Raw genomic sequence first — 15,921 nt, forward strand, 5'->3', positions numbered from 1 at the left:
CCGTCAGCCCAGGGCCGCGGTGATGGCTCGGGTGGCGAGGTCGTCGAGGGTGGCGGGCTGCCGGGTGCGTTCCAGCGGCAGCTCCCCGGTGACCGAGGCGCCGAGGACCTCGCGGATCTCGCCGGTGTCGTAGAAGGCGCGGACCTGGCCGAAGTACTCCACGAGCCGCCGCGCCGAGCCGGCCAGCGGATCGGCGCCGGCGATGGGGTCGAGGAACGCGTTGACCAGGTTCCAGGAGCCGTGCTCGCGCACCACCGCGAACACCACCTCCGGCAGGGTGCGGGCGGCGGTCTCGTTCGGGCGCGCATCGGGGACGGCGCGCACCAGCGCCCGCAGCCAGCCGTGCGCGGCCCGTTCGGCCTGGGCGCGGTCCCCGCCGAGGTTCGCGGTGAGCTTCGCCAGGTCCAGGCGGGCGTAGCGGTAGTAGCAGGCCGCCGCGAGCTCCGCGGACTCCGCGGTGGTCCCGGCGGCGTGGGTGGACAGGGCGTCGGCGACTTCGCAGGCGGGTTCGGCGGTGAACTCGTCCTCGTCGGAGATCGTGCCGCCGAACAGAGCCACGTCGATCGCCTGCCGGGGGGCGAGCACGCGCTCGGCGGCCTCCCGCTGCTGCGCGGCAGTCTTCACGTTCGCCAGCGCCAGTTCGTCCTGCCGCGCCTGCTCGGGATCCGCCGCGTTGGCGATGATCTTCTTGCGGCGGGTGGCGCGGTCGGCGTAGTCCTCGCGGTTCTCCAGGCAGAACCGGGCGAGGCGCTCACCCGCCCGGTCCGCGGTGAACGCCACCGACGGGGTCAGCTCGCCGCTCGCGAGGCCGAGGCCCAGTTCGTAGAACGCCTCCCGCACCAGGTCCCCGGTGTCCGCGCCGGGATCGTCGGCGCAGCTCGCCGCGTCGATCCAGCGTCCCGCGTCGGCGATCAGCCGCCGGGTGGAGACGCCGGCGGAGGCGAGGGCCAGGTCCTGCTCGGCCAGCAGGGCGCGCGCCGACCGGCGCAGGTACCGGGAGGGGAGCTGCTCGCGCGCGACGTTGCCGAAGGTCGCGCGCCGCGGCCCTTCCCCCTCGTCCCGGCCGAGCTCGGTGGCCGGGACGGACTGGAGCAGGTGCAGTTCGACGATCATGTGGTGTTCCTCCGGGGAGTGAGCTCGCGGGAGCGCGGCAGGCCGCTGCGCGGGTCGGACGGGCGCACCGGGCGTGCGCGGGCAGGTCGTGGCGCCAACCCGCACCGGCGGTGCACCGGCTCCGGCGGCGGGCGTCGTTCCCGCGCGGCGGCACCCGGAAGCGTCCGGCCGCTCGGCGCGGCGGCTCGTCCGGCGGACCGGAACTCACGGGCTGTCCTCCGGGCAGGAAGGGGTACGACGGGGAGTCAGGGGACCATCGGCGAGCGGAGTGCCGCGGGACGCGTCGCTCCTGCGGCCGGTGGGGCCATCGGTTTTCCGCTCGGCGAAGCGGAGAATCCAGGTGCACTCCTCGCTGAGTGCGTTCCGGAATGCGACCTCGATCGACGGTAGCAAGCCCGGACCGCGCTGCCAACGCGCCCCTCTCGGCGCCGTGAACTGCGGAGACCGCGGGGATCGGTGCCGGGAACATCGGATGACCGAGCGTCGCCGGAAGCGCTTCCAGCGACGATGGCCGTTGCTCACGATTACCGGAACGGAATGGTCTCGCTGCGGGATCTTCCTGTGATCTTCATTTCCCGTTCGCCGCGGCCGTTCGGCCGAGTCCGCGACGGCTCCATTCGGCGCGACGGTCTCGTCCGCCGGTTTCGGCCGGTCCTGGGATGGAAAGGAATTGGAGAGCGGAAAAGGTCGGTGTCGCCGCCGGTAGGGCGATTCGACCGCAATTGTGCCCGCCCGCTGATCGAGCCCGGTCGCTCCTGGGATCGGCGCACCCGGAACGTGCGATCCTCACCTCGTCCCGGTCCGGGAATGCCGCGGGCCCGAATGGGCGGAGATCTCCGGGTCGCGCGTCGCGGGCGGTGGGCCGGAACCGCGGTGCGCATCCGGATTCCGCCGCCCCGCGCGGAAACGGGCGCAGGTGAGCGGGGTCGCCCCCTGCCGCGGGCCCGTCCGCCGGAGGCTCGGGAGCCGGCAGGCGCTCTCCGCCGGTCCCGGTGCTCCGAGAAGGCGCGAAGCTCGGGCGGCCGGTGGTCTCCGGGCGATTCGGCGGAGTTGCTGGTGATTTCCCTAGAAGTGCGCCTGGTGATTTCCTTAGACGTGCCGGAATGGTGGTTCTGAAGATTGCGAGTGGTTCCGCGCCGTCTCTAGCGTGGTCTCCAGATTGATCCCGATCGGGGTGATCGCTCATTCAGGAGGCGCGTGATGCGAACAGCCGAGCCGGTGCACCGGACCCGCGTGGTGGAGGCGGCGTGAGCGCGGTGCTGTTCCCCGGCCAGGGCTCGCAGCGCACCGGGATGGGCGCCGAGCTGTTCGAGCGCCACCCCGAGCTCACCGCCCGCGCCTGCGACGTGCTCGGCTACGACCTGCCCGAGCTGTGCGCGCGGAACCCGGACGGTCGCCTGGACGACACCCGCTGCACCCAGCCCGCGCTGTACGTGGTGAACGCGTTGTCCTACGTGGACTCGCTGGAACGCGGTGCGCCGGCAGGGGATTACCTGCTGGGGCACAGCCTCGGCGAGTACAACGCGCTGCACGCGGCCGGTGCCTTCGACTTCGAGACCGGGCTGAAGCTGGTGCTCAAGCGCGGTGAGCTGATGTCCCGCGCCGATGGTGGTGCGATGCTCGCCGTGCTGGGCACCTCGCGCGCCGAACTGCGCGCGCTGCTCGTGGAGCACGGGCTCACCGACCTGGACCTCGCGAACATCAACACCGATGCGCAGCTGGTGCTCTCCGGGGCGCGGGAGCGGATCGAGCGCGCGCAGCAGGTCCTCGGCGAGCAGGACGTGCGGGTCGCGCGGCTGAAGGTCTCCGCCGCCTTCCACTCCCGGCACATGGCACCCGCCCGCGACGAGTTCGCCGCGTTCCTCAAGGGATTCCGGTTCGCGCCGCTGCGCGCCACCGTCATCGCCAACCTCACCGCCCGCCCCTACGCCGAGCGGGACCTCGCCGCCACCCTCAGCGAGCAGATCGCCGGGTCGGTGCGCTGGCTCGACAGCGTCCGCTACCTGCTGCGGCACACCACGCTGGACGACTGCCGGGAAGTCGGCGACACCCAGGTGCTCACCCGCATGGTCCGCCAGATCGAGGCCACCCCGGAAGCCGCGGAACCGCGGCCCCGGCTGTTCTGCGTCGCCTACGCCGGTGGCGACGAACGCGCCTACGCCGGGCTCGCCGAGCGCACCGACCTGGACGTGGCGGTGCTGGAACGGCCCGGGCACGGCGCCCGGATCTCCGAACCGCTGCTGGCCGACCCCGGCGCCATCGTCGAAGACCTGCTGGCGCAGTTGCGCGACCGGCTGGACCGGCCGTACGCGCTGTACGGGCACAGCCTCGGCGCGCGGCTCGCCTTCCTGCTGTGCCACCGGATCCGGGACGAAGGCCTGCCCGAGCCCGCGCACCTGCTCGTCTCCGGCGAGAGCGGGCCGTCCATCCCCAGCCGGGAGCGCGACACCTGGCGGCTGCCCACCGCCGAGTTCTGGGCACACCTGGACCGCCTCGGCGGACTGCCCGCCGAACTGCGCGAGCACGCGGACCTGATGGCGTTCTACGAGCGCATCCTGCGCGCCGACTTCACCGCGCTCGGCGCCTACCGGCACCCGCGGGTGCCACCGCTGGACGTGCCCATCACCGCGCTCAGCGGCGAGGACGAGTGGTTCACCGGGGACGACCTCGGCGCCTGGCAGCGGGAGAGCACCCGGCCGCTGCGCACCCACCGGTTCCCCGGCGGCCACTTCTTCATCCGGGAGCAGTGGCCCGCGCTGGCCCGGATCGCCGGTTCCGCGTTCGCCGCGTAGCGGCCGGTTCCGGGACGACCACGACGACGATGCGGAGGACCGCGATGAAGGACGAGTTGAAGGACTACCTCGAAGAGCAGTTCCTGTTCGAGTTCGACGCCGAGACCACCGAGGACACCGACCTGTTCAAGGCCGGGATCCTCGACTCCTTCGGCTACATCTCGCTGATGGCGCACATCGAGGAGCGCTACGGCGTGCAGTTCGAGGAGGACGAGCTGCTCGGCAACGTCATGGTGTCGCTCAACGGCATCGCCGCCTTCGTCGACGGTGCCCGCGAGCGGGCGCTCGAAAGCCGGTGACGCCATGTGCGGCATCGCCGGGTTCTACGGCAGCCCGCGCCCTCCGCGGGAGTACGCGGACCTGATGCACGACATGCTCGCCCAGATCGAGCACCGCGGCCCGGACGAGGCGGGCTGCCTGCTCGACGACCGGATCGCGATGGGCACGGTGCGGCTGAGCATCATCGACCTCGCCGGTGGCCAGCAGCCCGTGCTCAGCGCCGACCGGCGATTCCGGTTGTGCTACAACGGCGAGCTCTACAACTACCGGGAGCTGCGCGCCGAGCTGCGGGCGCGCGGTGCCGCGTTCCACACCGGGTCGGACACCGAGGTGGTGCTGAACGCGTGGGCGGAGTGGGGCCCGGACTGCCTGCCGAAGTTCAACGGCGCGTTCGCGTTCGCCGTGCACGACGCGGTCACCGATGAGCTGCACCTGGCGCGGGACCGGTACGGCAAGCGGCCGCTGTTCGTGGCCCGGCACGACGGCGCGCTGCTGTTCGCCTCCGAGATGAAGGCGTTCCTGGCGTACCCGGGGTTCCGCTTCGAGTTCGACCCGGACCAGCTGGCCTCGCTCTACGCGACCTGGACGCCGCTGCCCGCGCACAGCGGCTACCGCGGGATCGAGCAGATCCCGATGGGCGAGTACCTGTCGGTGCGCGGCGACCAGGAGCGGCGCGGCCGGTGGGCGCCGCTGGACCTGACCGCCTGCCCGGCGCCGGAATCGGAGCAGGAGGCCGTGGAGCTGGTGCGCGGCGACCTGGAACGCGCGGTGGACGTGCGGCTGCGCAGCGACGTGGAGGTCGGCGTGTACGCCTCCGGCGGGCTCGACTCGTCGATCATCGCGCACCTCGCCGCCCGCCGCACCGACCATCCACTTCGGACGTTCTCGATCGAGTTCGAGGACGCCGAGTTCGACGAGTCCGCCGAGCAGGACGAGCTCACCGCGCACCTCGGCACCCACCACTCGAAGCTGCGCGTCACCGACGCCGACGTCGCCGAAGCGTTCCCCGACGCCGTCCGGCACGCCGAAGTGCCCGCGTTCCGCACCGCGTTCGTGCCGATGCACCTGCTGTCCCGGCAGGTCCGGCGCGAGGGCATCAAGGTGGTGCTCAGCGGCGAAGGCGCCGACGAGGCGTTCCTCGGCTACGGCATCTTCAAGGACACCCGGCTGCTGTCCGAGTGGGACGCGCTCGACGACGAGACCCGCCGGGAGCGGATGGGGCGGCTCCACCCGTACCTGGCGCACTTCAGCGGCGCCGACGAGCAGCGCCGGATGCTGGGGCTCTACCAGCAGTTCTCCACCGAGCAGCGGCCCGGCCTGTTCTCGCACCAGATGCGGTTCCAGAACGGCCGGTTCGCGGCCCGGCTGCTCGCCGAACCCGGCGATCCGCTGGCCGCGGTGGAACGGCTCGTCGCCGAGGAACCCGGCTACGCCGAACTGGACCCGGTGCGGAAGGCGCAGTGGCTGGAGTTCCGCACCCTGCTGGCCGGCTACCTGCTGTCCACCCAGGGCGAGCGGATGGCGCTGGCGCACGGCGTGGAGAACCGCTGCCCGTTCCTGGATCCGGCGGTGGTGCGCCGCGCGAACTCGGTCAACGGGCGCTTCGGCGACCCCTACGACGAGAAGCACCTGCTGAAGCTGGCCTACGCGGACGTGCTGCCGGAACGCATCGTGAAGAAGGGCAAGTTCCCCTACCGCGCACCGGATTCCGCGGTGTTCGTGCGTTCCCGGCCCGACTACCGGGACCTGCTGCTGGACCCGGACGTGCTCGGCGAGATCCCCGCCCTGGACGCGCGGTTCGTGCGCAAGTTCGTCAACCGCGTCTACGACGCCCCGCCGGAACGCATCGGCACCAAGGAGAACCAGGCGTTCGTGCTGCTGGCCTCCACGGTGTGGCTGCACCACTGGTTCGTGCGCGGGCACGGCCTGAACCGCGATCCCCTGAAGGTGCCCCTGCGGGTCCTCGACGAGCGCACCTGCGCGGCCGCCTGACCTCCGAGTCCCGCGCGCCGCCCCCGGCGGGCGCGCGGGACGGGCACGACCACGACCGGACGAGCCGACGCGGGCCGCAGCGGCACCGGTGCTGAGACGGAGACGACTTCGATGGACCACGGAACCGATGACCACGACATCGCCATCATCGGCACCTCGCTGCGCCTGCCCGGCTCGCGGACGATGGACGAGTTCTGGGGACACCTGGCCGCGGGACGCTCGCTGATCAGCGAGGTCCCGGAGCGGCGCTGGCGCAAGGAGGACCACCTCGGCGACCCGCGCCGCGAGTTCAACAAGACCAGCAGCGCCTGGGGCGGGTTCGTCGACGACGTGGACTGCTTCGACGCCGAGTTCTTCCAGATCTCCCCGCGCGAAGCGCAATCCATGGACCCGCAGCAGCGGATGGCCCTCGAACTCAGCTGGCACGCGGTGGAGGACGCCGGGTACCGGGCGGACCGGCTCGCCGGCTCGGCGACCGGGGTGTTCATGGGCGTGTGCCACTGGGACTACGCGGAACTCGTCGAGCAGGAGGTCGCCGAGGTCGACGCCTATTACCCGACGGGCGCGGCGTACGCGATCATCGCGAACCGCGTCTCGCACCACTTCGACTTCCGCGGGCCCAGCGTCGTCAACGACACCGCCTGCGCGAGTTCGCTGGTCGCGGTGCAGCAGGGCGTGCAGGCGCTGCTGGCCGGGGACTGCGAGTACGCGCTGGCGGGCGGGGTGAACCTGACCTGGTCGGCACGCCACTTCATCGCGTTCGCCAAGGCCGGGATGCTCTCCCCGGACGGGAAGTGCCGCGCGTTCGACGCCGGCGCCAACGGGTACGTGCGCGGCGAGGGCGGCGGCGTGGTGCTGCTCAAGCGGGCCGCGGACGCGCGGCGCGACGGCGACCCGGTGCACGCGGTGATCAAGGGCATCGGCAGCAACCACGGCGGGCGCACCAGCTCGCTGACCGTCACCAACCCGGACGCGCAGGCCGAGCTGATCAGCGGCATCTACCGGCGGGCGGGCGTCGCGCCGGAGACGGTGAGCTACGTGGAGACGCACGGCCCGGGCACCCCGGTCGGCGATCCGATCGAGATCCGCGGGCTGAAGAAGGCGTTCGCCGACCTGCGCGGCGGTGCCGAGACCCCCGCCGAGCACCGCTGCGGCGTCGGCTCGGTGAAGACGAACATCGGCCACCTGGAAGGTGCCGCCGGCATCGCCGGGATGCTCAAGGTGATCCTCGCGATGCGGCACCGGCAGCTGCCGGGGACGGTGCACTTCCGCAAGCTCAACCCGCTGATCAAGCTCGCGGGCAGCCCGCTGCACGTCGTCGCCGAGCTCACCGACTGGGACCTGCCCGGACCGCTGCGGGCGGGGGTGAGCTCGTTCGGCTTCGGCGGCACCAACGCGCACGTGCTGCTCGAATCCGGCGCGATCGTCCCCGCCGACGAGGAGGCGCTGGGCGAGTGGTGGCTGCCGGTGTCCGCGCGCGACGAGCAACGGCTGCGGGCGAGCTGCGCGGTGCTCGCGGACTGGGTGCGGCGGCGGGTCGAGCGGGGCGAGCGGCCCGCGCTCGCCGACATCGCCCGCACCCTGCGCGACGGCCGGGTGCCGATGGCCGAACGCGCCGCGTTCCGCGCGGCCGACCTGGAGACCTGGGCGGACCAGCTGGAATCCCTCGCCGCCGGGGAACGCCCTGCCGGGTGCGAGCGCGGCCGCGCGGGCGAGGACGTGCCCGCCGGGCTGGACGCCGAGGACCTCGGTGAGCTCGGCGCGCGCTGGCTGGAGCAGGGGCGGTACGACAAGTTCGCCGCCGCCTGGGCCACCGGGCTGCCGGTGGACTGGTCGCAGTGGCCGGCGCAGGGGCGGCGGCTGCACCTGCCGGGCTACGCGTTCGCCCGCACCCCGCACTGGTTCACGCCCACCGCACCGTCGAACCTGAGCCCGCGGCCCGTCGAAGCCCCGGCCCCGGCGGTGTCCGAGAGCACCGCGCCCGAGACCGCCGCGCCCGAGACCGCCGCGCTGGGTGCCGGGGAGCGCTCCGGCGAGGACTGGACCTTCCCGGTGCGCTTCGACGACACCCAGGGCTACGTGCGCGACCACGTCGTCGGCGGCACCCGCATCGTGCCGGGCGTGGCCGTCCTGGACCTGGTGCTGGCCGCCGCGCGGGCCGCGGGGCACCGGACGCCGCGGGTGCGCAACGCGGTGTGGATCCGCCCGCTGGCCGTCGGGCCGGACGGCCTGGACGCCCGGCTGCGGCTGACCCCCGGCGGCGACGGGCACGACTACGCGCTCGCCGACGCGGCGGGCGAACCGTACGCGAGCGGCCGCGTCGAACCCGGTGCGGACGCGGCGGAATCGGTGGACCTGGCCGAGCTGCGCGCACGGCACCCCCGGGAGCTGGCCGCCGACGCCGGGTACGCGGCGCTGCGGACCAGCGGCATCGAGCACGGGCCCGCGCTGCGCGCGCTGACCTCGGTGCGCACCGGCCCGGACGGGGTGCTGGCGGAGCTGCGGCTGCCCGCAGCGGCGGCGCCCGGGCCGCGGCTGCATCCCGCGATCCTGGACAGCGCGCTGCTCGCCGCCCTCGCGGTCGGCGGCCCGGACGGCGGCTGGCGGGAACCGTCGGCGCCCGCGGTGCCGTTCGCGCTGGACGAGCTCACCGCACCCGCCGCGACCAGCAGCACCGCGCACGCGTGGCTGCGCCCGGCCGCGGGCGCGCGCGGGCGCGGCAAGGTGGACGTGGACCTGTTCGACGAGTCCGGCCGGTTGTGCGCCCGGTTCACCGGCTACACCGCCCGCCCCCTCGGCGGCGCACCGGCCGCGGAACCCCAGCATGACCTGCTGGAGGTCACCGGAGCCTGGATCGACGAACCGGCCGCGGCGGAGGGACCGGCCGGTCCGGTGGTGGTGCTCAACGCCGCCCTGGACGAGGACCTGGTGGCCGCGAGCGCCGCCCGGCTCGGCGCGGACGTGCTGCCGCTACCGGTGCCGGTCGGGGCCACCGATGCCGCCGCGATGCGCGCCGCGTTCGAGAGCTGCTACGGCCACCTGCAACGGCTCGGCGGCAAGGGCCGGGTGCTGGTGGTGGCGCCGGGCGAACCGGACTCGCCGGTGTTCGGCCCGCTGGCGGCGCTGCTCAAGACCGCGCGGCTGGAGGATCCCGCGTTCCGCGGCACGCTGGTGCTGCTCGACGGCTTCGACCCGCGCGACGCGGCCCGCTTCGAGCGCGTCGTGCACACCGAGGCCGCCACCGAGGACGCCGAGGTCGCGCACACCCGCGACGGGCGGCGGCTGCGTCACGGCACCACCGAGATCCCGGCCGGTGCGGCGGGGGAGAGCCTGCTGCGCACCGGCGGCGTCTACTGGATCACCGGCGGCGCCGGGGGAATCGGGCGGTTGCTCGCCGAGCACCTGTGCCTCCGGTACGCGGCGACCGTCGTGGTCAGCGGCCGCTCCGAGCAGGGGCCGCCCCAGCCGCACGAGCGGGTGCACTACGTGCGGGCCGACGTCACCGACGCCGCGAGCGTCCGGGATGCGGTCCGCACCATCCGCGCCGAGCACGGGCGCCTGGACGGCGTGTTCCACGCGGCCGGGGTGCTCGACGACGGCTACCTCGCCACCAAACCCCTCGCGAGCACCGCCGCCGTGCTCGCCCCGAAGGTCGACGGCACCGCGCACCTGGCGGCCGCCACCGACGACCTCGACCTGGACTTCCTGCTGCTGTTCGGTTCCGTCGCGGGCGCCTTCGGCGGCGCCGCGCAGGCCGACTACGCCGCCGCCAACGCCCACCTGGACGCGTTCGCGCTGCGGCGGCAGGCCACCGGCGCCGAGACCCGCGTGCTGGACTGGCCGCTGTGGGCCGACGGCGGGATGCGGATGGACGCCGCCACCGCCGCCTACCTGCGCAAGCGCACCGGCACCGTGCCGCTGCCCACCGAGGCCGGTCTCGCCGCCGTGGAGCGGGCGCTGCGCGCGGGAGCACCGGTGCGGCGCGTCGTGCTGCACGGCGAACGCGCGAAGCTGCGGGTGTACGCGGGGCTGGACCGGCCGGTCGCGGCGGTCCCGGCGACGACCTCGGCCCTGGCCGCCGTCGAGCTCGACGACGCGGAGCTGGCCGAGCGGGCCCAGGACTTCCTGCGCGCGGTGTTCGCGGAGGTCACCCGGCAGGACCCGGACGGCATCCTGGCGGACGAGAAGCTGGAGCACTACGGCATCGACTCCATCGCGATCGTCGACCTCACCAGCACCCTGGAGGACTCGTTCGGCTCGCTGCCGAAGACGCTGTTCTTCGAGCACGTGGACCTGCGCGGGGTGGCGGAGTACTTCGTCGCCGAGCACCGGACGCGGCTGCTGGAACTCGTCGCCCCGGTCGAGTCCGCGGTGGAGGTGAGGGACGAGACCGCTGCCGCGGGATCTGATGGCGCTGGGCCGCAAGGGAGTCCGGTGCTGGAGCCGACCGTGGCGGCGACGACCACCACGATCCCGGCCACTCCGGCCGCTGCGATTCCAGCCACCGCCGGAACTTCGGCTACCGCGACACCGGCTGCGGCCGGAAGTTCGTCCGCTGCACCGACTTCGGCCGTCGCCGCCACCCCTGCCACCACCGCGACCTCTGCCGCCACCACGACCCCGCGCCCGGCCGACCCCCGCCACGACCCCGGCCGGCACGACATCGCCGTCGTCGGCATGGCCGGGCGCTACCCCGGAGCGGACACCCTGGAGGAGTTCTGGGACCTGCTCAGCGAAGGCAGGCACAGCTTCGAGACCGTGCCCGCATCCCGCTGGCGCCACGGCGACATCCACTTCGACGAGCGCGACGTGCTCGGCAAGACCGTCGTGCGCACCGGCACCTTCCTGCGCGACGTGGACGCGTTCGACCCGCGCTACTTCAACATCTCCCAGCGCAACGCCGAGATCATGTCCCCGGAGGTGCGGCTGTTCCTGCAGACCGGGGTGACCGCGCTGGAGGACGCCGGGTACTCGCGGGAGACGCTGCGCCGCCGCTACGACGGCGACGTGGGCGTGCTCGTCGGCTCGATGAACAACAGCTACGCCTACTACGGCTTCCAGAACATGCTGCAACGCGGCACCACCACCAGCGGCAGCGAAGTCGGCGTGATGGCGAACATGCTGTCCTACCACTACGGGTTCACCGGCCCGTCGGTGTTCGTGGACACCATGTGCGCCTCGTCCGCGGCGTGCGTGCACCAGGCGGTGCGGCTGCTGCGCGACGGCGAGACCCGGATGGTGGTGGTCGGCGGGATCAACCTGATGCTGCACCCCTACGACCTGATCTCCACCTCGCAGGCGCACTTCACCACCAAGTCCGCCGACGTGGTGCGCAGCTACGGGCTCGGCGCGGACGGCACCATCCTCGGCGAGGGCGTCGGCGCGGTGGTGCTCAAACTGCTCGGCGAGGCCGTCGCCGACGGCGACCACGTGTACGGCGTGATCAAGGGCAGCGGGCTCACCAACGCGGGCGTGCGCAACGGGTTCACCGTGCCCAGCCCGCAGCAGCAGGCCCGCGCCGTCGAACGCGCGCTGGACGACGCCGACGTGGACGCCCGCACCATCAGCTACCTGGAGGGGCACGGTTCGGCGACCTCGCTGGGCGATCCGATCGAGATCAAGGGCGCGAGCCTCGCGTTCGGCCGGGACACCGACGACACCGGGTTCTGCGCGCTGGGCTCGGTGAAGTCGAACGTGGCGCACCTGCTGTCCGGCTCCGGGCTGGTGGGGCTGACGAAGGTGCTGCTGCAGCTGCGGCACCGCACCTTGGCGCCGTCGCTGCACTCCGAGACGCTGAGCCCGGCCATCGACTTCGCGGCGACGCCGTTCGCGGTGCAGCGGGAACGCGCCGCGTGGGAACGGCCGGTGGTGCGCGGTGAGCAGGTACCGCGCCGGGCCGGGATCACCTCGATCGGCGCGGGCGGCATCAACGTCCACCTGGTGGTGGAGGAGCACGACGGCACCGTGGTCGCCGCCCCGGACAGCGGCGGGCCGCAGCTGCTGGTGTTCTCCGCGATGACCCCGCAGGCGTTGCGCACGGTGCTCGGCGACCTGCGCGACCACCTGGGATCCGCGCGACCCGGGCTGGACGCGCTGGCCTACGGGTTGCAGACCGGCAAGAACGAGCTGCCGTGCCGGCTGGCGTTCGTCGCCACCGACGCGCGGCACGCGCTGGAGCGGATCACCGCGCTGTCCGGGGTGGACCTGACCGCCGATGCTCCGGTGCTCCCGGAGGGCGTGGAGTTCGTCGCCAGCACGCTGCGGCAGCGCCGCGCGGCGAACGCCGCCACCGTCGAGCAGGCCGTCGCCGGCCGCGACCTGGCCGCGCTCGCCCGGCACTGGTCGCAGGGCGCCGGGGTCGACTGGGACCGGCTGTGGCCGCTCGGCACCCGGCCCGCGAAGCTCTCGCTGCCCGCCTACCCGTTCGAGCGGGTCCGCTGCTGGTATCCCGAGTTCGACGACGCGCCCAGCGTGCTGCGGCCGCTGGCGTTCACCCGCCGCGCACACCCGTGGGTGGGGGAGAACCGCTCCGACCTGCACGGCGTGCGCTACGAGCTGAAGCCGCGCGGCGACGAACTGCTGGACTACGTGCACACCGCGGGCCGCAAGCGGCGGTACGCCACCCTGGCGCTGCTGGACGGCGCGCTGGCCTTCGCCCGCGTCGCCGGGATCACCGGTCCGCTGCGGGTCCGCGACGCCGAGTGGGCGGCGCTGCCCGCGCCCGCCGACGAGACCGAGACCCTGGAATGGCGGCTCGGCGGCGCGTCCGGGGCGCACCGGGTGGAGCTGCGGCACGCCGACGGCACGACGCGGTTCGCCGCCACCGTCGAAACCGTTGCGGGAGAACGGGTTCCGGACGTCCCGGTGGACGTGCCCGACGAACTCGACCAGGACGGTTTCTACGCGGCGCTGGGCGAAGCGGGCCTCGACGCGCGGCCCTACTCGCGCAGCGTCGAGGGCGTGGCCCGGCTCCGCGACGGGCGGCTGCTGGTGCGCGTCGGCGAGCCCGCGCTGTGCCAGGACCCGCACAAGCGGCACGTGCACGTCCCGGCCTGGGTGCTCGCCGGGGTGCTGCAAGGCGTGCAGCACGCGCTCGGCGACCCCGACGCGACCGTGCTGCGGGTCGCCGCGCTGCACGGCGAGGAGCTGGACCGCACCCGGGTGCTGGTGCTGGACCGGGTCGCCGACGCCGAGTTCCGCATCGACCTGGCCGACGAGCGCGGCCGGGTGCTGGGCCGGATCGAGCGGGCCGAGTTCGGGGCCGGGGAGCTGCCCGGATCGGTGCGCGGGTCCGCGGTCGCGGTGGTTCCGGCGCTCGCCGCGCCGGTGGCGGACCCGAGTTCCGCCGCCGCGCCCGAGTCCACATCGGACGATGAGTCCCGGTTGGTCCGAGCGCTGCGGAAGACCGTCGCCGACCAGCTCAAGTTCGACCTCGCCGAGATCGACGCCGACACCCACTTCCACGCCTACGGGTTCGAGTCCATCGCCCTCGCCACGCTCGCCACCGAGCTCAACGGCCTGCTCGGCGTGGAGCTGAGCCCGGCGGTGTTCTTCGAGTGCCCGAACATCCGCAGCCTGGCCGAGCACCTCCGCGAGCGGTGGCCGGACCGCGCGGCGGCACCCGCGCAGACCGCACCGACGCCCGCGCAGACCGCACCGGCACCCGCGCAGGCGCCACCGGAGCGCGCTCCTGCGGCCCCGGCTCCGCACGGCCCGGCGCAGCAGCCTCCCGCAGCCGGGTCCGCCTCGGACGCGGTCGCCGTCGTGGGCGCCGCCGGTCGGTTCCCCGGCGCCGCCGACCTCGACGAGTTCTGGCGGCGGCTGCGCGCCGGGGACGACCTCGTCACCCCCTACCCGGGCGACCGGTTCGACGAGCGCTACGCGGACACCGTGGCCCGCACCGACTTCCCGAAGTTCGCCGGGCAGCTCGCCGACGTGGACCGGTTCGACGCCGGCTTCTTCAACCTGTCCCGCCTGGAAGCCGAGCTGATGGATCCGCAGCAGCGGCTCGCACTGGAGACCACGTGGGCGGCGCTGGAGGACGGCGGGTACGCGCCGGCGCGGCTACCGGAACGCACCGGCGTCTACTTCGGGGTGTCCGGCAACGACTACCACCAGCTGCTCAACGCCAGCGGCGTCGCACCCGACGGCTACACCGCCACCGGGAACGCGCATTCGGTGCTGGCCAACCGGATCTCGTTCGTGCTCGACGTGCACGGGCCCAGCGAACCGATCGACACGGCCTGCTCCAGCTCGCTGGTGGCGCTGCACCGGGCGGTGCAGGACATCAGGTCCGGGCGCTGCGAGATGGCGCTCGCCGGTGGGGTGAACCTGCTGCTCAGCGTCGACACCTTCGCCGCCACCCAGCAGACCGGGATGCTCAGCCCCGACGGCCGGTGCAAGACGTTCGCCGCGGACGCCGACGGCTACGTGCGCGCCGAAGGCGTCGCGGTGGTGCTGCTCAAGCCGCTGGCGGCCGCGGTCCGCGACGGCGACGCGATCTGGGGCGTGGTGCGCGGCAGCGCCGAGAACCACGGCGGCCGGGCCGGATCGCTCACCGCGCCCAACGGCGTGGCGCAAGCCGCGCTGGTGCGGGAGGCGATGGGCGAGCTCGATCCCGGCAGCATCGGCTACGTCGAGGCGCACGGCACCGGCACCGCCCTCGGTGACCCGGTGGAGGTCAACGCGCTCGCCACCGCCTATCGCGACCTCGGCGGGCCCGGCCCGGACGGGCGGCCGTGGGCGCTGGGCTCGGTCAAGACGAACATCGGCCACGCCGAATCGGCCGCGGGCCTGGCCGGGGTGCTCAAGGTGCTGCTGGCGATGCGGCACCGGGAGCTCCCGCCGACGCTGCACTGCGACCGGCTCAACCCGCACCTGCCGCTGTCCGGCGGCGAGTTCGAGGTGGTGCGCCGCGGTCAGGTCTGGGAGCCGCGCGCCGACGCGGACGGGCGGGCGTGGCCGCTGCGGGCCGGGGTGAGCAGCTTCGGCTTCGGCGGCGCCAACGCGCACGTCGTCCTGGAAGCACCGCCGCGACCGCGGCGCGCCCCGGCCGACGGCGGACCGCAGGCCGTGCTGCTGTCCGCCCGCGACGACGAACGGTTGCGGGAGGCCGCGCGGCGGCTGCGGGACCACCTGCGCGGCGCCCCGGCGACCGCGCTGCCGGACCTCGCGCACACCCTGCAGGTCGGCCGGGAGGCGATGGAACGGCGGCTCGGACTGGTCGCGGACAGCGTCGAGCAGCTGGCCGGCGCCCTGGACCGCTATCTGGCCGGGGACAGCACCGGGCTGCACGTGGGCGGTGTCCCGCGTTCGCGCGGCACCGGGGTGCGGCGCGGCACCGCGCACTCCCCGGAGGTGGCCCGGGCGCTGCGGGACGGGCGGCTCGACGAGGTCGTGCGGCTGTGGTGCGCCGGGTCCGATGTGGACTGGTCGGTGCTGCACCCGGCGGGTACCGGCGTGCTCCGGTTGCCGGGCTACCCGTTCGCCCGCGAGCGGTACCGGGTACCGGACGCCACGCCCGGAAACCACTGGAACGACCGGGGAAACCCCGGTGCGCGGCCGGGAACCGGTTCGGTTGTGCGGAAAACCGCAGCGCCCGCGGAGGAAACTGCGGTGGTGGAAGGGAGATCCCCGGAGCCCGGTTTCGACACCGGTGCCTACGCGGCGCTGCTGGACGCGGTCCTCGACGACCGCCTCGGACCGGACGCCCTCAGCGATGCCTGACCACGAGCCCGCGCCACCG

General features: G+C 74.0%; 5 protein-coding genes. 4 read left to right on the forward strand and 1 reads right to left on the reverse strand.

From position 1 onward, the window contains the following. Positions 1-3: 3 nt before the first annotated feature. Positions 4-1,113, reverse strand: a complete 1,110-nt coding sequence (locus tag LCD35_RS15205) for a type I-E CRISPR-associated protein Cas7/Cse4/CasC (RefSeq protein ID WP_224967289.1) — start codon at positions 1,111-1,113, stop codon at positions 4-6. 1,247 nt (positions 1,114-2,360) lie between these two features. Between LCD35_RS15205 and fabD the strand changes: the two genes are divergently transcribed. The 4 genes from fabD to LCD35_RS15225 all read left to right on the forward strand — a co-directional run bounded on the left by fabD (position 2,361) and on the right by LCD35_RS15225 (position 15,902). Continuing rightward, on the forward strand, positions 2,361-3,905 hold the full coding sequence (gene fabD / locus LCD35_RS15210; RefSeq protein ID WP_225044363.1) for an ACP S-malonyltransferase: 1,545 nt from the start codon (positions 2,361-2,363) through the stop codon (positions 3,903-3,905). A gap of 44 nt (positions 3,906-3,949) precedes the next feature. Continuing rightward, positions 3,950-4,204 (forward strand): acyl carrier protein, encoded by a 255-nt coding sequence (locus tag LCD35_RS15215; protein WP_224959465.1) that lies wholly within the window; start codon positions 3,950-3,952, stop codon positions 4,202-4,204. Between the two features lie 4 nt (positions 4,205-4,208). Further along, positions 4,209-6,176, forward strand: coding sequence for an asparagine synthase (glutamine-hydrolyzing) (gene asnB / locus LCD35_RS15220; protein ID WP_224967288.1), 1,968 nt, complete (start codon positions 4,209-4,211; stop codon positions 6,174-6,176). Between the two features lie 111 nt (positions 6,177-6,287). Next, positions 6,288-15,902 (forward strand): SDR family NAD(P)-dependent oxidoreductase, encoded by a 9,615-nt coding sequence (locus LCD35_RS15225; RefSeq protein WP_225044364.1) that lies wholly within the window; start codon positions 6,288-6,290, stop codon positions 15,900-15,902. Positions 15,903-15,921 lie beyond the last annotated feature (19 nt).

Origin of the sequence: Saccharopolyspora sp. 6V (genome assembly GCF_020176785.1) — a bacterium.
Taxonomy (GTDB): domain Bacteria; phylum Actinomycetota; class Actinomycetes; order Mycobacteriales; family Pseudonocardiaceae; genus Saccharopolyspora_C; species Saccharopolyspora_C gregorii.

Bases quoted from the DNA above. Each gene is read 5' to 3' on its own strand.
- asnB (WP_224967288.1), top strand. From the start codon at position 4,209: ATGTGCGGCATCGCCGGGTTCTACGGCAGCCCGCGCCCTCCGCGGGAG.
- LCD35_RS15205 (WP_224967289.1), bottom strand. From the start codon at position 1,113: ATGATCGTCGAACTGCACCTGCTCCAGTCCGTCCCGGCCACCGAGCTC.
- LCD35_RS15215 (WP_224959465.1), top strand. From the start codon at position 3,950: ATGAAGGACGAGTTGAAGGACTACCTCGAAGAGCAGTTCCTGTTCGAG.
- LCD35_RS15225 (WP_225044364.1), top strand. From the start codon at position 6,288: ATGGACCACGGAACCGATGACCACGACATCGCCATCATCGGCACCTCG.